The organism is Arthrobacter sp. B0316-1-20 (assembly GCF_059091865.1).
The window spans coordinates 78,098-96,005 of record NZ_JBNHHC010000014.1 but is presented as its reverse complement, the minus strand read 5'-3'; the positions used below and the strand labels follow the sequence as shown (position 1 = coordinate 96,005).

Genomic DNA, 17,908 nt, shown 5'->3' with positions numbered 1-17,908 from the left:
GTGAGCCCAGCCTGTGCCCCGCAGCGGCCGGGCGATAACTGCGGGGAGGTCAGCCGTAGGCCAGCCGGGCCAGGGCCCTGCCGGGACGTCAGCCTGCGGCAGCAGCGGCACGCTGTCGGGCCAGCTTTTTCAGCCCGTGCGAGACCTGGACCGGCTCCGGCCAGCGCGGCGCCAGATTGTCCCCCAGCGTGACGCCCCTGAGCTTGCGGCCGAACATCGGGACCACCCATTCCTGCAGCCAGTCGCGCTCGCGCCGGAGTGCCGCGCGCCAGCCCGCCCGCACCGGAGGTTCCGGCCGCTTCAGCCTGAGTGTGTGCGCCACGCCGAGGGCCTCCAAGACCCTGGCCGCCATGTACTTGTGCCCCAGCGCGGACATATGCAGCCGGTCCGTGTCCCACATCCTCCGGTCCTGATAGAGGTCGAACGCCCAGTGGTCCACCAGCACCGCCCCGTAACGCCGGGACAGGTCCCGGACGGCCTCGTTGAACACCCAGTTGCGCCGCCGCATCGGCTCTAGGACGGGCGGGAGCATGACCTCAAAGCCGGTGAAAAGGATCAAACGCGCACCCGTTTCGGCCAGCCGGCGGACGGCGGATTCGTACTCCGCCAGGAGTTCCGGCATGCTCCGCTTAAGCTCCAAAATGTCGTTGCCGCCGGCATAAAAGGAGACCAGGGTTGGCTGCATCTCGATGGCCGGTTCCAGCTGGTCCGCGATGATCTGGTGGAGCCGCTTGCTGCGTACCGCCAGGTTTGCGTAGCGGAAGTCCGGGTCCTGCTTGCCCAGCTGCTTGGCCACCCGGTCGGCCCAGCCGCGCACGCCATTGGGAAAATTGGCGTTGTAGTCCCCCACGCCCTCGGTAAAGCTGTCGCCCAGCGCCACGAATAGTCCGCCCATCTGCCGAAGACTAGCGGCGCCGGGCGGCGCACCGGCAAACACGCGGTGAAGTCCGCCGCTGTGCCGGCCAGGTTGTCCGCGGTTATGAGTCCCGGGCGAGCGGGCAGTTTCCCGCCTGCCGTCAGCTGGGGTCGGGAACCAGCTCCGGCGGCTCGAAGATCCACGGCTCAACCGGCAGGGCATCGGGCCGGAACTCGGACAGCAGCTTGGGCAGCGGGACGTCCGGCAAGCCCAGCGAGGCCAGCAACAGGCCGCGCACCGCGGCCGCGTCCAGCCCGGCCAGCTCGAGTGCGCCCAAGGTCACCGCGCCGTCGCGCTTGGCCAGGCGCCGCCGTCGTTCGTTGAGGACCAACGGCACATGTACGTATTCGACCGGCGGCAGCCCCAGCAGCGAGGCGAGGTATGCCTGCCGCGGGGCGGAGGTCAGGAGGTCGTCGCCGCGCACCACTTGGTCCACGCCCTGGGCTGCGTCGTCCACCACCACCGCCAGGTTGTAGGCGGGGACGCCGTCGTTTCGCCGCAGCACGAAGTCGTCAACGGCGCCGGTGTAGTCGCCGTGCAGCCAGTCGGGCACCGTATAGCTGGCGGTGGAAGCTCGCAGCCGCAGCGCCGCGGGGCGGAGTTGGCGGCGTTCCTCGCGTTCGGCGTCGGTGAGGTTGCGGCAGGTTCCCGGATACGCCCCCTCCGGAGCATGCGGCGCGCTGGGAGCCTCGGCGATCTCGCGCCGCGTGCAGAAGCATTCGTAGAGCAGGCCGGCCTCCGCCAGCTGTCCGAGCGCGTGGCGGTAGACCGCGGCGCGGTCGGTCTGGCGCACGACCTCGCCGTCCCAGTCCAGGCCGATGGCCGCCAGATCCGCCAGTTGCCGGGCCTCGAACCCGGCCCTCGCACGGTCCAGGTCCTCCACCCGTATGAGGAAGCGGCGGCCGGTGCCGCGGGCGAAGAGCCAGGCGAGCAGCGCGGTGCGCAGGTTGCCGACGTGCAGCTCACCCGAGGGGCTGGGCGCGAACCGACCGGCGGGACTCTGGGCTGCTGCTGGCACGTCCCCACGGTAGCAGGCCGCTCCCCGCCCGCCGGGGTGTTGCCGCGCCTATTAGGCTGGTGCCATGAGCACACCCGACTCCCGCATGGAAACCCCGATTGCCGTCACCGGTGCCACCGGCGAGCTGGGCGGCATGGTCGCCAGGATGCTGGCGGAGCAGAACCTTTCACAGCGGCTGATTGTCCGCGACCCGTCGCGTGCACCGCAGCTGCCCGGGTCGACGACGGCGACTGCCGGCTATGGCGACAAGGCCGCCGTCGTCGCCGCGCTGCAAGGTATCGAGACAGTGTTCATGGTGTCTGCCGCCGAAGCCGAGGACCGGCTGCAGCAGCATTTCACCTTCATCGATGCCGCCATCGACGCCGGCGTGCAGCACATTGTCTACACCTCGTTCATCGGTGCGACCGAGGACGCAACGTTCACGCTGGCCAGGGACCACTACGCGACCGAGGAGAAACTGCGCGGAACCGGCCTGAAGCACACGCTGCTGCGCAACAACTTCTACGCAGACGTCCTGCCGTCATTTGCCGACGAATCGGGCCTGATTCGTGGTCCGGCGGGGGACGGGAAGGCGGGCTTCGTGGCCCGCGAGGACGTAGCCAGGGCGGCCGCGACCATCCTGGCCGAACCGATGCCCCATGCCGGCTTCACCTATGAGCTGACCGGCCCGGAGTCGGTGACCCTGGCCGAGGCGGCGGCGGCCATCGCGGAGGCAACGGGCCGTCCGACGTCATTCCTCAACGAAACGGTGGAGGAGGCCTACGCGAGCCGGGCGCACTACGGCGCGCCGGACTGGCAGCTGGATGCCTGGGTCAGCACCTACACGGCAATTGCCGCCGGGGAACTGGACCTGGTGACCCACGACGTGGACCTGCTCACCGGGCGGCCGGCGCTGAGCCTGCGGGAGCTGTTCGGCGTCCGCGACTGAACTGCGGGAGCTGTTTTGCACGACTGAACCGGCGTCCGCGACTGAACCAACACCCGGGCAGGCGCCGACGGTGCCGCCCGGAAGCCCGCGCCCGGAACCCTGCGCGCCCCTGAACGTGGAGCGTGAACGTGGAGCTTAGGCGTTCCAGAGTCCGTAGGAGTCCGCGAGCGATGAAATCTTTTCGGCGCGGGCGAGCCGCGGCAGGTAGGAACCGTCGCCCACCACCGCGCCGGCGGCGTGCGCGTCGAGGAGTTCGTGCGCCCACTTGATCTCCGACTCGCTGGGTGAGAGTCCCTTGTTGATGGTGTCGGCGGCGTCGGTGAGCAGGCAGAGCTTGCCCGTCATGCCCATGGACGCCGTCACCTTGCACGCTTCCAGCAGTTCCTCGCCGAGCGCGCCGACGGTCGGGCCATCGATGGGGCCCGGCAGTTGGCCCACGCGGGAGGCCACCACCAGCCGGGAACGGGCATACGCCAGGGCCATCGGAGAATCGCTGGCCCCGGTGTCGCGGCGGAAGTCGCCCACGCCGAAGGCGAGGCGGAAGGTGCCCGGCGCGCGGGCGATGTCGGTGGCGTTCTCAATGCCGACGGCGGATTCGATCAGGGCGAGCACCGGGGTGCCGGCCTGCAGCCGCATGGCCGTGTGCGTGACCTGCTCGGGCCTTTCCGTCATCGCCAGCATGACGCCGCGCAGGCCCGGCGCCTTGGACAGAGCGGCCAGGTCGTCCGCCCAGTAGTCGGTTTCCATGCCGTTCACGCGCACCCAGGCGGTCATGCCGGTGGACAGGGCCTCCACCACCCGTTCCCGCGCCGCGGCCTTGCCCTCCGCCGGCACGGCATCTTCCATGTCGAAAATGACGGAGTCTGCTTCAGAGGCGAGCGCCGGCCCGAAATTCGCTTCGTCCGCCGCCGAAGCCAAAAGCCAGGAGCGAGACAATTTTGCGGGAAGGGCGGCAGCACGGCGGTTTCTTAAAGCGGACATACCCCTAGCCTAATGTTTCCGCCGCCGGGGCCACCAATGCAGGGGCGAATGCCGATGAGGCAGGCGCCACGTGCGCCCGCGCCGGAGGTTAACCGCCGTCAGAGAGAGCCGGGCGGCGTCCGCGCCGCCGGCGGGCCAGAACGATGACGGCGACCACCGCTGCTGCCAGCAGCACTACGACGGCCATGCCCAGCGGGGACCCGGCGGCCGCGGCCAGCCAGGCGTTGAGGGCGGCCAGGCCCACGGTGGCGTACAGCACCGCCCACAGCACCGAGCCGACCACGACGGCCGGCAAATATCTGCGCAGCGGCATCCGGCCAAGGCCGGCCGTCGCGTTGACCGCGGTCTGAACGCCCACCGTCAGGAAGCAGAGCGCGACGGCGAGGGCTCCCCAGCGGGCGATAAAAGCCTCCGCGCGGCGCATGGCCGGCGAATCCAACTGCCGGACCAGACGGGTGTGCCGCCCGCCGGCGGCCACTCCCCTGCCGGCCCAGTACGTGGCGTTGGCGCGCAGCATCACGATCACGAACAGCGCGCTGACCGCGTATCCGAAGGGGAGGCTGGCGATGTGCTCCATGTCAGGTCGCAGGCACCGGCCGGTGCGCGGCGTGCGCAGCGCCCCTCAATCCGGCGTAGAACGGTCTGCCCACGATGGTCTCCTCGGGAGTCGGCGGATGTTCACTTCCGCGGACGGCGCACGCTGTCCGTCGCGAACAGCAGTTTACGCTTACCTGACGCCGGGTAGTCGGGGAATGTCCATGGCCGCAGCCGGGTCGTCGGGGGAAGGTCAACGCCCGCCGCCGGGCCGCCGGGGAATCCCAACGGCTGCCGGCAGACACGTCCACGCCAACAACGACGGCGCCGCACGCCTTCCCCGGTGCGGGCCGGGAAGTGTCTTACGCTGTCCCCATGGCCCAGCTGACTCCCCGCACCACCGATGCCCTCCCGGCCGCCCAGGCGCAGCGGCTGCAGCGGGCGCTCGACGAGAGCGCCGACGTCACCGTCTTCGTGAACGGCACCACGGTGAAGCTGCCCGCCCAGGCCGCGGACGCCGTCGTCGATATGCTCCGCCGCTTTGCCCACGGCGATGCGGTGATGGTCAGCTCCGCAGTCGAACTGCTGAACACCTCGCAGGCGGCGGAGGTGGCCGGCGTGTCGCTGACCTACATGCGCCGCCTGACCGACGCCGGGACCATTCCGGTCCAGTACCGCGGGACGCACCGGCGGATCCTGCTCTCCGACGTGTTGGCCTGGCTGGAGACCCGGACCGCCGCACGCGACGCAGGTTCTGCCGACGCCGCCTCCGCGGGTTAGCGGACTCTTCCCGCTTGGCCCGGGGGAATCAGCGCCCTGCGGCATCCGCTTCTCCGTCTGCCGCCGGCTGCGGCCGGCACCCGGGGTGCACAGCCGACACGATCACCCCTAGGCTGGGTGCCACGGGCCCGGGACCGGGTCCTGAAGGACAACCAGAGGAGACTGTGACCGTGGCCGACCTGCTTGCTCCGCTCGTGACCCTCCGCAACGGGGCCAAGATGCCGCTGCTGGGACTGGGAACCTGGCCCCTGGACAATGCGGAAGCCGCCCGGACGGTCGAAACTGCGCTCAACCTGGGCTACCGGCTGTTCGACACCGCGGAAAATTACCGGAACGAGGAAGGCGTCGGCGAGGGGTTCCGCCGCAGCGGGCTTGACCGCTCGGAAGTCTTCATCACCACCAAGTTCAATAAGCGGTGGCATAGCGTCGACGGCGCGCGGCAGGCCTGCGAGGCCAGCGCCCGCCGGCTGGGCGTCGACTACGTGGACCTGCTGCTGATCCACTGGCCAAACCCCGGGCAGGACCGCTACGTAGAGGCCTTCGAGGGGCTCACCCGTTTGCTGGAGGACGGGAGCGTGCGGGCCATCGGCACGTCCAACTTCAAACCAGCGCACCTGCAACGGCTCTTCGACGCCGGACTGGTACCCGAGGTCAACCAGATTCAGCTGAATCCCCGGCACACCCGCGGGGATCTGGTGGAGCTACACCGCCAGCGCGGCATCGTCACGGAGTCCTGGAGCCCGCTCGGGAAAGGCGGGGACCTGCTGCGGGAGCCGGCGGTTCAGTCGCTGGCCGGCAAGTACGGCAAGAGCCCGGCCCAGATCGTGCTCCGCTGGCACACCCAGCTGGGGCATGTGCCCATCCCCAAGTCCGCGCACCCGGACCGGCTGGCCGAGAACTTCGCCATCTTCGACTTCATGCTGGAGGCCGGCGAACTGGCCCGGATCTCCGCCTTGGACCGGGGCACCGCGGACATCACCGACGCGGACATTTTCGGCCACTAGGCGGCCGCTGGACGGCCTAGGCGGCGCTGCTTCGGCTTGGCCTGCACCGGCACGCATTAATATGCAAAGGAATGAATTCTGACGGGTCTGTGTTGCGCCTAGTGACACCGGTTGTAATTCGACGGTGTCCACCGCAGCCGGTCGTGGCGCTGGATAACCGCAACGGCGGGCTGGAAGCAGTACAAAGGAGACATTAATGACTGTGCAGGACAAGGTCGCTCTCGTAACCGGCGCCGGCCAAGGCATTGGGCGGGCCATCGCTCTTCGTTTGGCCGAAGACGGCTTCAACGTCGCCATCGCCGATATCGAGCCGCAGCGCGCCAAGGGCGAGGCTGTCGCGGCGGAGATCGAAGGCCTCGGGCGCAAGTCCGTTTTCGTGGCAGCCGACGTCGCCAAGAGGGACGACGTCGTCGCGGCTGTCGACACGGCAGCCGACCAGCTCGGCGGATTCGACGTCATCGTTAACAACGCAGGCATTGCCCAGGTCAAGCCAGTTCTTGAAATTAGCGAGCAGGAACTCGACCAGATTTTCAACGTGAACGTCAACAGCGTGGTCTGGGGCATCCAGGCTGCGGCCGCCAAGTTTGAAGAGCTCGGCCACGGAGGCAAGATCATTTCGGCTGCCTCCATCGCGGCCATCCAGGGCTTCCCGATCCTCAGCGCCTACTCCGCCTCCAAGTTCGCCGTGCGCGGCTTTACGCAGGCGGCGGCACAGGAGCTGGCACCCAAGGGGATCACGGTCAACGCCTACGCGCCCGGCATTGTCGGAACCGGCATGTGGGAGCTCATCGACAAGGAACTCAGCAAGATCAACGGAAAGCCGATCGGCCAGAACCTCAAGGAGAACGTGGAGGGCATCGCCCTCGGCCGGATCGAGACGCCCGAAGACGTGGCAAAGATCGTGTCCTTCTTCGCCGGCCCCGACTCCGACTACGTCACCGGCCAGGTGCTGCTGGTGGACGGCGGCATGCTCTACAACTGATCAGGGCATGCGGGCCTGCCCGCCGCATCACGGCGTGATGGGTGGAAACAGCCCCTGAATTGCGAAGAAAAGGATCAGGCCGGAGCGTTGGGGGTCGCTCCGGCCTGATCCTGTTGGGGGAGGAAGGATGTGGGCACCGACGCAGATGCCGGCGGGCTTTCACCTATTGCCACGCCTGGTCTGCCCACGCGGCGTCGCGCGAGTAGTTGCTGCCGGTGAGGTTCCAGAGGTCATCATCCTGGGCGTGCGCACCCAGCACCCCGACCTGATCCAGTGATGATGCTGTTCCTTCGTTCTTGACATCCGGATCCTTGATGGATTCGGGTCCAATCGACGAGAAACCAAACGGGCTCATTTTGTCCTCTTCTCCAACAACGAGGATTCGACTTCCGGCGACCAGGCCCTGGCGTAGACGCCGAGTGCCGCCTCTTCCCACGTCGTGAACCCCAACCGGTTCATCAGCAGGTGGGCTTGGGAAAACGTCAATTGCTGCGCGCTGCGGCTAACGCGCGCCCGGTCCGCCCGGTACAGGTACGAGTCAAGGGTCCTGATCCAGCGGCGGCGCCAGTTCTGGACGCTGCTTTCGTCCGCTGTCGCTGCCATCAGGCGGTGCATCGGTGCGGTGCGGGCAACCAGTCCTGCGGTGAGGCTGTGGCGCGCCTTGGGAGCCGAACGGCCCAGCTCGGCAGTGGACACGCGAAGATGGTTGTCCCAGCAGTAGTCCCAGGACAGCCTGCCGCGGTCCGGCCACTGTTGCGCCTTCGGCCCATACATCATGGCCCACGCCGCGTCGCAGAGGAGCAGGGAGGCGAGCGCCGAACGTCCTTGGGCCTTGCTGAAACGCTGCGTGGCCCACATGGCCAGTTCGGAGGAAAGTTCGAATACCTCCTCCGCGAGCTCCAGCCCATCGGGTCCCCCAAAACGGTCCAAGTCCGCTTCGGGTACGGGGACGGCGGCATCGGCCGGCGAAAACTGAATGGAATCCCCGCTGCCGAAAGGCAATACGAAGCTTTCCTGGGTCGTGATGCCTGGAAGGATGTCGAGGACCCGGTCCCGGGCCGCCAGCTCGAACCTTTGGAGGCTGTCGAGGATTGGGCGGCGGCCCAGGAACCGGACCTTCAGGTGAGGCCCCATCTGGTCGGCACTGTGGTTGAAGTACCAGCGGCCCACGCCTTCGCGGCGAGCGTGGGCGACCAGCGGTGTAACCAGTTCTCCTATGACTGCGTCGACTACGTCCTGCCTACCCGTGTAAATAGACAGAACCCACCAGTACGATTTAACGTTCACCGAACTTGTTGGGCGGATGGCTGTCAGCTGGCTCATGCGCTACTCCTGGTTCGATGTGCTGGTGGTTGGGGAGGGATAGCCGGCGTCATCCTGGTTACGGAATCAGCACAATGCCGATGAGATGGGGCGGCTTTTTACCAGTCCCAGATATAGGCGGAAGCGGTGGCGTTTTCAGAATGGGGAACCGGTCCTAGATCGGCGGCTACTGCCGGAGTGGCCGCAGAGACCGCCCCCAAAGCAACCAGCAGACCTGCCGCGATGCTTGCGATCTTCTTGAACATGTCATTCCCTTCACATGGCTTAGGTTCGTACAGTGACAAATCCAGCCGGGTTGCTCGCCCCCGACATGTTCAAGAGTTCCGTGCTTCTGCTGCGCCTGTCCAGCCAAACTCGTTGCAACATCCGGACATGCCATGATCGTGCCTCACGGCTTGTGCTGTCACGTTCCGGACAGGTAGTCAAAACCGCCTGCCGCCCCGGAAATCCGGGGAAAGGAGCGCCTCCCAAGGATCGTCACTCAAAGGCCGCGAGGTGATGGCATAATGTGGCCATGGCAGGAAGTGGCCGGTCATAAAGGACGCAAGATGGGCCGAAGAAGTGCTTTAGACTGGCCAAAGAGCGGCCGCACCGCACAGGAAACAGCAGGCCCTGCGTGATACGTAAATGGATCAACCGGAGGAGCGCCCTATGCTGAGCGGGACGGCATTCGAGGTCTATGAATACGCCGTGGCCCACCCCGGCTGGACCAAAGAAAGCATGTCCACGGCACTCGGCTACACCATCCGCGACCTTAACATCGCCATCGGCGAGCTGGTCAGCAGGCAATTGCTGCAGCAGCCGGCACCGAATGTCGAATGCTATGTCGCCATCTCCCCCGACGTCGCCCTGTCGCAACTGGTAGATTCCGACGAGCGGCTGCTGATCGACCTGCGCACCAAGATCAGCGGCCACCGTGCGGACATGGCGGCACTCGTGCCCACCTACCTGGCAGCCCGCAAACGGGTGTCGCTGGACTCCTCCGTGGAGGTCCTCGAAGACCCGGGGGTAATCCGCAAGCTGCTGGTGGACTATGGCCGGGACGTTTCCGAGCAGGTGCTGATCAGCCAGCCGGGCTCCGGTGCCTCCGCGGATGTCCACGAAGAGGGCATCCAAAAGGACATCGAACTCCTCAACCGCGGGGTCGTCCGCAAGAACATCAGCCACGCCAGCACCCTGGACCACGTGCCCACGCGCAAGGCGGTCGCCGCGATCTCGCCGGCCGGCGGCGAGTACCGAACCCTGCCTTACGTGCCGCTCAAGATCATGATCTTCGACCGCAACCTCGCCCTGATCGGTCGCCAACTGCATCCGGAAGACCGCGGCGCGCTGGTGGTGCGCGACTTCAACCTGATCCAGGTCTTCATCAACCTGTTCCACGTGGCCTGGGAGCTGGCCGATCCCTACGTTGTGGACGGGCAGGAAAACGGCGCCTCGGATCTCAACGGCATCCAGCACTCCATCCTCAACGCCATGGCCGCCGGGTACTCGGACGAGGTGATCGCCCGGAGGCTGGACATCAGCGTCCGCACCTGCCGACGCCACATTGCCTGGATGCTGGAGCAGCTCGGCGCGGAAAGCCGATTCCAGGCCGCGCTCAAGGCCCGGGACGCCGGCTGGCTCTAGCCCGGGCAGCACTAATAGAAAACTTCTGTTTCCTATCCCGTAACGTCCCGGGCTATCCTGTGTGAGTGACTTCACAGGATGCAGACCTTTCCGAAACCCTGCCCACCGAAACGGAAGTGGCGCTGGAACGCGCCACTGCGGCGCACCGGCACCAGCACCTGTTCTCCCAGCGCGCCGCCAACATCAAACAATCGGCCGTCCGCGACGTCTTCGACATCTCGATGCGCCCCGGGTTGGTTTCCCTGGCCGGCGGCAACCCCTACCTGCAGTCCCTGCCGCTGGAGAAGATCGCCGGCATGGCGCAGCGGCTGATCGCCGAGCATGGGATGACCGCCCTGCAATACGGCGGCGGCCAGGGTACCCAGGACCTGCGGCGAAAGATCTGCGAGGTCATGGCGCACGAAGGCATCACCGGCGTGGATCCGGAGAACGTCGTCGTCACGGCGGGTTCCCAGTCCGCACAGGACGTGGCCGCCAAAGTCTTCTGCAACCCCGGCGACGTGGTGCTGTGCGAGGATCCCACCTACGTTGGCGCGCTGAACACCTTTGAGGCCTACGAGGTCCAGGTGGAGCCGGTGTTAATGGACGAACACGGTCTCGTCCCCTCGGAACTCCAGCGCCGCATCGAAGAGCTGCAGGGCGAGGGCCGCAGCATTAAATTCCTCTACACCATCCCCAGCTTCAACAATCCCTCCGGCATCACGCTGGCCGCCGAGCGCCGGCAGCAGATCGTGGACATCTGCCGCGAGGCCGGCGTCCTGGTGCTCGAGGACAATCCCTACGGCCTGCTGCGCTTCGACGGCGAGCCCTTGCGGCCGCTGCGCGCGGACAATCCCGACGACGTGGTCTACCTGGGCTCCTTTTCCAAGATTCTGGCACCGGGCCTGCGGATCGGCTGGGCGCTGCTGCCCGACCACCTGCAGCGGAGCTTCTACCTGGCCAACGAGGCCGTCACCCTGTGCCCGCCCACCCTGAACCAGATGCTGATTTCCGCTTACCTGGAGGAACACGACTGGGTGGGGCAGATCGATACCTACCGACGGTTGTACGCCACCCGATGCGCCGCCATGTTGTCGGCGCTGGACGAATTCATGCCCGACGGGACCACCTGGACCGAACCCGACGGCGGCTTCTTCGTCTGGATCACCCTTCCGGAGGGCGTCGACACCTACCCGCTGCTCTACGACGCGATCGAGGCCGGCGTGGTCTTCATCCCGGGGGCGGCGTTCAGTCCCTCCGAGGAGCCGTCACGCCAGCTGCGGCTGGCTTTCAGCGCCGTGCCCGAAGAGGCCATTCGCGAGGGCGTGCGGCGGCTTGCGCCCGTCCTCGCAAAGGCTATGGCCGGCGCCGGTTCTTGAAATAGCGGTAGTACGCGTAGCGGCCGGCGAAATACAGGCCGATCACGATGAGGATCCGCAGGATGGGGTGCAGTCCCGGCATCAGCCAGATCATGACGTAGCTGAGCAGGAAGACGGCCGCCATGGCCCACAGGGTGCCCTTCCAGTCGATCCTGGGCACGCCTGAGTCGTTGCGCTGACCCGAGGGCCTGTTGTTACTCATGCTCCCAGTCTTTCACAGCCGGAACGCCACCCTTGGCGGTCCGTCAGGGCAGGAGGTCGTTGATCGCTGCAGAGCGGATCCCGGACGCCGTCCTCCGAGGAGACACCACGGCCGCGGTCAGGCGCAGACCAGGATGCCGTCCAGGTCGGCGTGGACCGTGGCGCCCGGCCGGAACAGCACGCCACCGATCTCGACGGGAACGTCTGCTTCCCCGCTGGCGTCCTTGGCACTCTTCCGCGGGTTGCTGCCGAGCGCCTTGACGCCGAGCGGCAGCCGCGCGAGGGCCGCCCGGTCCCGGATCGCCCCGTTGATAATTACCCCGGACCAGCCGTTGGCCACGGCGGCCGCGGCGATCATGTCCCCCATCAGGGCCGTCTCCAGCGAACCGCCGCCATCGACCACCAACACGGCGCCGTGGCCCGGGGAGTTGAGGACGGATTTCACCAGCCCGTTGTCCTGGTAACACCTGATGGTGCGGACCGGCCCGCTGAACGACGCCCGGCCGCCGAAGTTGCCGAACTGGAGCGACAGCGACGCCAGTTCGTCGCCGCGCTGGTCGTACAGGTCCGCCGTCGGGATCACTGTAGGTTCTGCCCCGTGGGTCGCTGCGCTGCCCGCTGTCTCAATCACCTGATGGTGCTCCTCCTCGCCACACCGCGATCATAACCAACCGCGGCCCGGCGGGCGTCCGCGCGCGGGACTGAGTCCCTCCGGCATGCGGCGGCGGCGCCGTTAACCCAGCATGCCGCGGCGCACCGTCAATCCAGCAGCAGCGCCGGTTCCTCCATGATCGCGGCGACGTCTGCCATGAACCTGGCGGAAAGGTCGCCGTCCACCACGCGGTGGTCGAACGATCCGCCCAGCGTGGTGATCCAGCGGGGAATGACTTCGCCGGAGACGACCCACGGTTTCTGCCGGATGGTGCCGAACGCGACGATGGCGACTTCGCCCGGGTTGATGATCGGGGTGCCGATGTCGATTCCCAGCGCGCCGATGTTGGTGATGGAGAGGGTGCCGTTCTGCATGTCGGCGGGCTTGGTCTTGCCGGCACGGGCCGTGGTCGCCAGGTCGTTGAGGGCTACCGCGAGCTCCTTGAGCGAGAGGTCCTGGGCGTCCTTGATGTTCGGAACCAGCAGGCCGCGGGGGGTGGCGGCGGCAATGCCGAGGTTCATGAAGTGCTTGACGTGGATTTCGTCGCCGGACTCCGTCTCCACCCAGCTGGCGTTGACGTTCGGGTTGCGTGCGGCGGCCCAGATGACGGCCTTGGCCAGGATGAGCAGCGGCGAGACCCTGACGCCTTCGAAGTCGCGGGACTTCTTCAGCCGCTGGACGAACTCCATGGTCCGCGAGGCATCCACATCCACGAAGATGCTCACGTGGGGGGCGCTGAAGGCCGACTCGACCATGGCCTTGGCGGTCGCCTTGCGCACGCCCCTGACCGGGACCCGCTCGATCCGGTTGTCCAGTCCCTTGCGCGGGGCCCAGAACGTCGGCGCAGCTGCCTGCTCGGCCTCGCGCTGGGCCTGGTAGCTGAGCAGATCCTGCTTGGTGACCTCGCCCCCCTTGCCCGTGGGGGTGATGTCCGCCAAGTTGATGCCAAGGTCCTTGGCGGCCTTGCGCACCGGCGGCTTGGCGAGCACCCGGGTCAGCAGCCGGGTGACGACTGCCTGGACGGCTTCGCCTCGGGCATGCCCGGCACCGACGGCGGGAGCCGCTCCGGGAACCGCGGAGTCGTCGTCGGCGGGAACCGGCGGAACGTGCTGGGCCTGGCCGTGCGGCTCGGGCAGATGGATCTCCGCGGCGGGTACGTCCCCGCCGCCGGAGCGGGCCGCGGAAGGGCGCGCCGCCGTCGTCGTAGTGGGAGGGGACGCGGAGGCGCTGCCGCGGCGCGGGCGCCGCCTGACCGGATCGGCCTTGGGGCCGGAGCCGACCAACGGCCCGCCCTCGGCGGTGGCCTCGGGCACGGGCTGGTCCGGAACGGGGGCCGCGGGGCGCACCGGAGCGGCAGGCCGCTCCGGGACGGCCGACTGCCGGGCGGCGCCTTCGGCGGCGACGGCGAAGATCGGGGTGCCGACCTCCACGGTCTGCCCCTCCGGCACGAGCAGCTCCGACACCACCCCCGCGTAGGGGCTGGGCAGCTCGACCAGTGACTTGGCCGTCTCGATCTCCACGATGACGTCGTTGACCGCCACGGTGTCCCCCGGTTTGACCTTCCAGGACACGATTTCGGCTTCGACCAGTCCCTCGCCGACATCCGGGAGGTTGAAAATCTGCGTGTTCGACATGGAAACTCCGATATCAGTAGGCGAGCGAACGGTCGAGGGCCTCGAGCAGGCGGTCGATGTCCGGCAGGTACTGTTCCTCCACCTTCGCCACCGGGTAAGGCATATGGAAGCCGCCGACCCGCAGCACCGGCGCCTCCAGGCTCAGGAAGGCGCGTTCGCCGACCCGCGCGGCGATCTCCCCGCCGATGCCGCCGAAGGTCGGGGCTTCGTGCGTGACGATCAGGCGCCCGGTCTTCTCCGCCGACGCGGTGATGGTCTCGAAGTCGATCGGCGAGATGGAGCGCAGGTCAATGACCTCCACGCTGTTGCCGTCCTCTTCCGCCGCCTTCGCCGCGGCCAGGGCGACCGGTACCAGCGGCCCGTAGGCGACGATCGTCGCGTCGGTGCCTTCGCGGACGACCTGGGCGCTGAAGGCGTCGCGGCCGGCCGATTCGGTGTCCACCTCGCCCTTGAGCCAGTAGCGGCGCTTGGGTTCGAAGATGATGACCGGGTCCTGGCTGGCCACTGCCTGCTGGGTCATCCAGTAGGCATCGTGCGGGTTCGAGGGGGTGATGATGCGCAGGCCGGGAGTATGCGCGAAGAGCGCCTCCGGGGACTCCGAGTGGTGCTCGATGGATCCGATGCCGCCGCCGTAGGGGATGCGGACGACGACGGGGGCCGACAGGAGTCCGGAGCTGCGGGTCCGGATCTTGGCCAACTGGGTGGTGATCTGGTTGAACGCCGGGAAGACGAAGCCGTCGAACTGGATCTCGCAGATCGGCCGGTAGCCGCGGAAGCACAGCCCGATGGCGGTGCCGAGGATGCCGGACTCGGCCAGCGGGGTGTCGACCACGCGGTCGGCGCCGAACTCGGCCAGGAGTCCTTCGGTGACCCTGTAGACCCCGCCGAGCTTGCCGATGTCCTCGCCCATGACCAGCGTCTTCGGATCATTGGCCAGGGCCTCGCGCAGCCCGCTGGTGATGGCCTTCGCGATCGTCATGGTGGTCATCAGCGGGCCTCCCCGGCGGCGTTGTCTTCGGTGGCGTAATCGGCGAAACCGGCCTGGTACTGCCGGTGCCATTCCAGTTCCTCGCGGACCAGCGGGTGCGGATCGGCATAGACGTTGGCGAAGTGGTCCTCGAAGTCCGGGGCCTCCATGGCCAGGACGTCGGCGCGGGTGGTTGCGGCGAGCTTGTCGCCTTCGGCGGAGACCTCGTCGAAAAATTCGTCGCCGGCAGTGTTGGTGCTGCGCAGGTACCGTTCCAGCCGGAGCAACGGGTCGCGTTCCCGCCAGCCCTCTTCCTCGGCGGCCTCACGGTATTTGGTCGGGTCGTCGGCGGTGGTGTGGGCGCTCATCCGGTACGTGAACGCCTCGATCAGCACGGGCCCGTTGCCCGAGCGGGCATGTTCAGCGGCCCAACGGGTGACCGCGTGGACGGCCACGACGTCGTTGCCGTCCACCCGGACGCCCGGGAAGCCGTAGCCGGTGGCACGGTTGGAGAGCGGAACGCGGGACTGAACTTCCGTCGGCACGGAGATGGCCCAGTGGTTGTTCTGGCAGAAGAACACCACCGGCGACTGGTTGGAGGCGGCGAACACCATTGATTCGTGGACGTCGCCTTCCGAGCTGGCCCCGTCGCCAAAGTACGCAACGGCCACGCCGTCGTCGCCGTCGCGCTGGATGCCCATGGCGTAGCCGACCGCATGCAGGGACTGGGCGGCCAGCACCAGCGTGTAGAGGTGGAAGTTCGTCTCCCGCGGGTCCCAGCCGCCCTGGCTGACGCCTCGGAAGAGCTTGAGCACGCGGGACAGGTCCAGGCCACGGGTGAGGGCGACGCCGTGCTCCCGGTAGGTCGGAAACACATAGTCCTGCGGTTGCAGCGCGCGGCCGGAGCCGATCTGTGCCGCTTCCTGCCCGAGCAGGGGTGGCCAGAGCAGCAGCTGGCCCTGCCGCTGCAGGGCGGTGGCTTCCTGGTCGAACCGGCGGACCAGCGCCATATCGCGGTACATGCCGCGAAGCGCCTCGCCGTCGAGGTGGGCTGCGTAGGGGCTGTACTTCGCATCGTCCCGGACGGTTCCGTCTGGGGCCATCAGCTGCACCAGCGCGGGCGCGTCCGAGGGGTCGCTGGATACCAGCGACTGTTCCAGTTCTTCGATGTCGAATTCCGAGGCGGGCAGGTGCTCAGCGCCCATACGAACTCCTCGCCGATCCGCTGCCCTGCGGCAGAGATCTTCGCTGTTCATATATGCCGGGCCGGGAATACATTCCTGACCCGGCATATATCTGTCGTTTATCTCGTCCTAGCCTAATGGCAGGTGCCGTGCGGACCGGTCACATTACCGTCAGGAAACGCCCGGGCCGTTTGTATAGTTCTCACAGAGCGCCAGGAAGCGGCTGTTGGCTTCGACTTCACCGATGCTGACCCGCACGCCCTCGCCCGCGAAGGCCCGCACGGACAGTGCCTGCCGGCCCGCCAGCTCCGCGAACTCCTGCGCCCGATCGCCCAGCGGCAGCCAGACGAAGTTGCCCTGCGTCTCCGGGATCTTCCAGCCGAGCATGTTCAGCCCGGCGACCACGCGGTCCCGTTCGTCGACGAGGCTTTGTACCCTTTCTACAACTTCGTCGTAGTGGCGCAGCGAGGTGATGGCCGCATGCTCGGCCAGGCTCGATACGGCGAACGGGGTGGCAGCCACGCGCAGGTGCCGGGTGATCTCCGGCTGCGAGATGGAATAGCCCACCCGGAGGCCGGCCAGACCGTGGGCCTTGGAGAAGGTCCGGAGCACCACCACATTGGGGTACTTCTTGTACATGGCCACGCCGTCCACCACCTCCGGGTCGCGGACGAACTCCGTGTAGGCCTCGTCGACGACCACGATGATGTCGTCCCGCACGCTGCGGACAAAGCCTTCCACTTCCGCCGCCGTCAGGGCCGGTCCGGTCGGGTTGTTCGGCGTGCACAGCAGGATGACCTTGGTCCGGTCGGTCACGGCATCCAACATGGCGTCCAGGTCATGCGAGCCGTCGGACCGGTTGGGAATCTGCACGCTGCGGGCACCGGAGAGGCCGACCATGATCGGGTAGGCCTCGAAGGACCGCCACGCGTAAATTACCTCGTCTTCGGTGCCGTCCTCGTGCTGTCCGGCAAACGTCTGCAGGATCTGCACCAGGGCGCCCAAGCTTCCGGCGCCGGTGACCACGTCGTCGGCCGGGACATTCAGGAACCGGCCGAGTTCGGTCCGCAGCGCGGTGCACAACGGATCGGGGTAGCGCATGATGCCCGTCGTCTGCGCGTTCACGGCTTCCAGCACGGCTGGCAACGGAGGCAGCGGGTTTTCGTTGGAGGACAATTTGTAGGATTGCAGTCCTTGGATCGCAGCCGGCGGTTTGCCGGCAGCATATTTGGGCAGCCTGTCGAGCACGGGCCGGGGGTGGATTTGGCCCGACGCACCTGCTGCCGGAACCGCAGCTTCCTTGATGGGGTTCTCAGGAGGAGTCATGCCTTAAAGGATACGTGCGCCGTTGACCGGGTTTTCCGCGCCGCTGCAGCCTGGATGTGGCAGCATACACGCATGGGAAAGTTCATTGTGCGGGTCCTCGTCAACGCGCTGGCGCTGTGGGTGGCGAGCTGGATCCTGCCCGGCCTGGCCATCGAGGCCTCCGCAGCGGCCGACGTCGCCGGCAACGAGTCCCTGGGCACGGTGCTGGCCTACCTTTTCGTCGGTCTGATCTTCGGCCTGGTCAACGCTATTGTCCGGCCCATCATTTCCTTCCTTTCGCTGCCCGTCACCATCCTGACGCTGGGCCTGTTCACCATCGTCATCAACGCGCTGATGCTGGTGCTGACGGCCTGGCTGTCCAGCTTCACGCCGGTCGAGTTCGTCGTCGATTCCTTCTTCTGGACGGCGATCCTCGGTTCGCTGATCATCAGCCTGGTCTCGCTGGTAGTGGGCACCCTGACCCGCACCCGCTGACTCGCCGCTGACTCCGGGGC

Annotated in this window: 20 protein-coding genes; 7 read left to right on the top strand and 13 right to left on the bottom strand. The window is 67.3% G+C overall.

Annotated features, from left to right (window positions below; genetic code table 11):
* Window positions 1-88: 88 nt before the first annotated feature.
* Both AC5RW2_RS22355 and gluQRS read right to left on the bottom strand, forming a co-directional pair.
* Window positions 89-895: an SGNH/GDSL hydrolase family protein gene (locus tag AC5RW2_RS22355; RefSeq protein ID WP_494074604.1), complete on the bottom strand. Its 807-nt coding sequence runs from the start codon at window positions 893-895 to the stop codon at window positions 89-91.
* A gap of 121 nt (window positions 896-1,016) precedes the next feature.
* Complete coding sequence (gene gluQRS / locus AC5RW2_RS22350) at window positions 1,017-1,934, bottom strand: tRNA glutamyl-Q(34) synthetase GluQRS (protein ID WP_494074603.1); 918 nt, start codon at window positions 1,932-1,934, stop codon at window positions 1,017-1,019.
* 64 nt (window positions 1,935-1,998) lie between these two features.
* Between gluQRS and AC5RW2_RS22345 the strand changes: the two genes are divergently transcribed.
* The gene (locus tag AC5RW2_RS22345) at window positions 1,999-2,862 is read left to right on the top strand and encodes an SDR family oxidoreductase (RefSeq protein WP_494074602.1); all 864 of its coding nucleotides are present in this window, start codon (window positions 1,999-2,001) and stop codon (window positions 2,860-2,862) included.
* 135 nt (window positions 2,863-2,997) lie between these two features.
* On the opposite strand, the gene AC5RW2_RS22340 is transcribed toward AC5RW2_RS22345, so the two are convergent.
* Both AC5RW2_RS22340 and AC5RW2_RS22335 read right to left on the bottom strand, forming a co-directional pair.
* Window positions 2,998-3,843 carry an HpcH/HpaI aldolase/citrate lyase family protein gene (locus AC5RW2_RS22340; RefSeq protein WP_494000968.1) on the bottom strand — a complete coding sequence of 282 codons (846 nt, stop codon included), beginning with the start codon at window positions 3,841-3,843 and terminating at the stop codon, window positions 2,998-3,000.
* An 88-nt stretch (window positions 3,844-3,931) separates the two neighbouring features.
* The gene (locus tag AC5RW2_RS22335) at window positions 3,932-4,420 is read right to left on the bottom strand and encodes a DedA family protein (protein ID WP_494074601.1); all 489 of its coding nucleotides are present in this window, start codon (window positions 4,418-4,420) and stop codon (window positions 3,932-3,934) included.
* A gap of 332 nt (window positions 4,421-4,752) precedes the next feature.
* Here AC5RW2_RS22335 and AC5RW2_RS22330 point away from each other — a divergent pair, with 332 nt between their 5' ends.
* From AC5RW2_RS22330 to AC5RW2_RS22320, 3 genes are all read left to right on the top strand, one after another.
* Window positions 4,753-5,157: a helix-turn-helix domain-containing protein gene (locus AC5RW2_RS22330; protein ID WP_494024139.1), complete on the top strand. Its 405-nt coding sequence runs from the start codon at window positions 4,753-4,755 to the stop codon at window positions 5,155-5,157.
* Window positions 5,158-5,327: 170 nt separating this feature from the next.
* On the top strand, window positions 5,328-6,161 hold the full coding sequence (locus AC5RW2_RS22325; RefSeq protein WP_494074600.1) for an aldo/keto reductase: 834 nt from the start codon (window positions 5,328-5,330) through the stop codon (window positions 6,159-6,161).
* A 196-nt stretch (window positions 6,162-6,357) separates the two neighbouring features.
* Window positions 6,358-7,143: an acetoin reductase gene (locus tag AC5RW2_RS22320; RefSeq protein ID WP_494074599.1), complete on the top strand. Its 786-nt coding sequence runs from the start codon at window positions 6,358-6,360 to the stop codon at window positions 7,141-7,143.
* Window positions 7,144-7,306: 163 nt separating this feature from the next.
* Here AC5RW2_RS22320 and AC5RW2_RS22315 read toward each other — a convergent pair whose 3' ends face one another.
* The 3 genes from AC5RW2_RS22315 to AC5RW2_RS22305 form a co-directional block, all read right to left on the bottom strand.
* Complete coding sequence (locus tag AC5RW2_RS22315) at window positions 7,307-7,498, bottom strand: hypothetical protein (protein WP_494000973.1); 192 nt, start codon at window positions 7,496-7,498, stop codon at window positions 7,307-7,309.
* Window positions 7,495-8,466: a lantibiotic dehydratase C-terminal domain-containing protein gene (locus AC5RW2_RS22310; protein WP_494074598.1), complete on the bottom strand. Its 972-nt coding sequence runs from the start codon at window positions 8,464-8,466 to the stop codon at window positions 7,495-7,497. The genes AC5RW2_RS22315 and AC5RW2_RS22310 overlap by 4 nt, the downstream gene beginning before the upstream one ends.
* Window positions 8,467-8,564: 98 nt before the next feature.
* A complete protein-coding gene (locus AC5RW2_RS22305) occupies window positions 8,565-8,711 on the bottom strand; it encodes a hypothetical protein (RefSeq protein ID WP_493979969.1) in 147 nt (48 codons plus the stop codon).
* A 406-nt stretch (window positions 8,712-9,117) separates the two neighbouring features.
* Between AC5RW2_RS22305 and AC5RW2_RS22300 the strand changes: the two genes are divergently transcribed.
* Together AC5RW2_RS22300 and AC5RW2_RS22295 are read left to right on the top strand one after the other, a co-directional pair.
* Entirely contained in the window at window positions 9,118-10,092 is a 975-nt protein-coding gene (locus AC5RW2_RS22300) for a helix-turn-helix transcriptional regulator (protein WP_494074597.1), read from the top strand.
* Between the two features lie 65 nt (window positions 10,093-10,157).
* Entirely contained in the window at window positions 10,158-11,450 is a 1,293-nt protein-coding gene (locus tag AC5RW2_RS22295) for an aminotransferase-like domain-containing protein (protein ID WP_494074596.1), read from the top strand.
* Here the strand turns inward: AC5RW2_RS22295 and AC5RW2_RS22290 are convergent.
* From AC5RW2_RS22290 to AC5RW2_RS22265, 6 genes are all read right to left on the bottom strand, one after another.
* The gene (locus AC5RW2_RS22290; protein WP_494000977.1) at window positions 11,428-11,652 is read right to left on the bottom strand and encodes a hypothetical protein; all 225 of its coding nucleotides are present in this window, start codon (window positions 11,650-11,652) and stop codon (window positions 11,428-11,430) included. The two genes, AC5RW2_RS22295 and AC5RW2_RS22290, sit on opposite strands and share 23 nt — an antisense overlap.
* A 117-nt stretch (window positions 11,653-11,769) precedes the next feature.
* A complete protein-coding gene (gene rraA, locus AC5RW2_RS22285) occupies window positions 11,770-12,282 on the bottom strand; it encodes a ribonuclease E activity regulator RraA (RefSeq protein ID WP_494074595.1) in 513 nt (170 codons plus the stop codon).
* A 128-nt stretch (window positions 12,283-12,410) separates the two neighbouring features.
* Window positions 12,411-13,937 (bottom strand): dihydrolipoamide acetyltransferase family protein, encoded by a 1,527-nt coding sequence (locus tag AC5RW2_RS22280; protein WP_494074594.1) that lies wholly within the window; start codon window positions 13,935-13,937, stop codon window positions 12,411-12,413.
* A gap of 13 nt (window positions 13,938-13,950) precedes the next feature.
* Complete coding sequence (locus AC5RW2_RS22275; protein ID WP_494074593.1) at window positions 13,951-14,925, bottom strand: alpha-ketoacid dehydrogenase subunit beta; 975 nt, start codon at window positions 14,923-14,925, stop codon at window positions 13,951-13,953.
* Complete coding sequence (gene pdhA / locus AC5RW2_RS22270; protein WP_494025108.1) at window positions 14,925-16,109, bottom strand: pyruvate dehydrogenase (acetyl-transferring) E1 component subunit alpha; 1,185 nt, start codon at window positions 16,107-16,109, stop codon at window positions 14,925-14,927. Before pdhA ends, AC5RW2_RS22275 begins: the two co-directional genes overlap by 1 nt.
* Before the next feature lie 150 nt (window positions 16,110-16,259).
* Window positions 16,260-17,414 carry a histidinol-phosphate transaminase gene (locus AC5RW2_RS22265; RefSeq protein WP_494074592.1) on the bottom strand — a complete coding sequence of 385 codons (1,155 nt, stop codon included), beginning with the start codon at window positions 17,412-17,414 and terminating at the stop codon, window positions 16,260-16,262.
* 72 nt (window positions 17,415-17,486) lie between these two features.
* Between AC5RW2_RS22265 and AC5RW2_RS22260 the strand changes: the two genes are divergently transcribed.
* Complete coding sequence (locus tag AC5RW2_RS22260; RefSeq protein ID WP_494000983.1) at window positions 17,487-17,888, top strand: phage holin family protein; 402 nt, start codon at window positions 17,487-17,489, stop codon at window positions 17,886-17,888.
* The last annotated feature ends 20 nt before the right edge of the window (window positions 17,889-17,908 follow it).

What these genes read in the sequence shown, in the direction of transcription:
- AC5RW2_RS22355 (WP_494074604.1), bottom strand. Translation starts at nt 895, where the DNA reads ATGGGCGGACTATTCGTGGCGCTGGGCGACAGCTTTACCGAGGGCGTG.
- AC5RW2_RS22345 (WP_494074602.1), top strand. Translation starts at nt 1,999, where the DNA reads ATGAGCACACCCGACTCCCGCATGGAAACCCCGATTGCCGTCACCGGT.
- AC5RW2_RS22320 (WP_494074599.1), top strand. Translation starts at nt 6,358, where the DNA reads ATGACTGTGCAGGACAAGGTCGCTCTCGTAACCGGCGCCGGCCAAGGC.
- AC5RW2_RS22300 (WP_494074597.1), top strand. Translation starts at nt 9,118, where the DNA reads ATGCTGAGCGGGACGGCATTCGAGGTCTATGAATACGCCGTGGCCCAC.
- AC5RW2_RS22335 (WP_494074601.1), bottom strand. Translation starts at nt 4,420, where the DNA reads ATGGAGCACATCGCCAGCCTCCCCTTCGGATACGCGGTCAGCGCGCTG.
- AC5RW2_RS22260 (WP_494000983.1), top strand. Translation starts at nt 17,487, where the DNA reads ATGGGAAAGTTCATTGTGCGGGTCCTCGTCAACGCGCTGGCGCTGTGG.
- AC5RW2_RS22330 (WP_494024139.1), top strand. Translation starts at nt 4,753, where the DNA reads ATGGCCCAGCTGACTCCCCGCACCACCGATGCCCTCCCGGCCGCCCAG.
- AC5RW2_RS22315 (WP_494000973.1), bottom strand. Translation starts at nt 7,498, where the DNA reads ATGAGCCCGTTTGGTTTCTCGTCGATTGGACCCGAATCCATCAAGGAT.
- AC5RW2_RS22265 (WP_494074592.1), bottom strand. Translation starts at nt 17,414, where the DNA reads ATGACTCCTCCTGAGAACCCCATCAAGGAAGCTGCGGTTCCGGCAGCA.
- pdhA (WP_494025108.1), bottom strand. Translation starts at nt 16,109, where the DNA reads ATGGGCGCTGAGCACCTGCCCGCCTCGGAATTCGACATCGAAGAACTG.
- AC5RW2_RS22310 (WP_494074598.1), bottom strand. Translation starts at nt 8,466, where the DNA reads ATGAGCCAGCTGACAGCCATCCGCCCAACAAGTTCGGTGAACGTTAAA.
- AC5RW2_RS22290 (WP_494000977.1), bottom strand. Translation starts at nt 11,652, where the DNA reads ATGAGTAACAACAGGCCCTCGGGTCAGCGCAACGACTCAGGCGTGCCC.
- AC5RW2_RS22340 (WP_494000968.1), bottom strand. Translation starts at nt 3,843, where the DNA reads ATGTCCGCTTTAAGAAACCGCCGTGCTGCCGCCCTTCCCGCAAAATTG.
- AC5RW2_RS22275 (WP_494074593.1), bottom strand. Translation starts at nt 14,925, where the DNA reads ATGACCACCATGACGATCGCGAAGGCCATCACCAGCGGGCTGCGCGAG.
- AC5RW2_RS22280 (WP_494074594.1), bottom strand. Translation starts at nt 13,937, where the DNA reads ATGTCGAACACGCAGATTTTCAACCTCCCGGATGTCGGCGAGGGACTG.
- AC5RW2_RS22305 (WP_493979969.1), bottom strand. Translation starts at nt 8,711, where the DNA reads ATGTTCAAGAAGATCGCAAGCATCGCGGCAGGTCTGCTGGTTGCTTTG.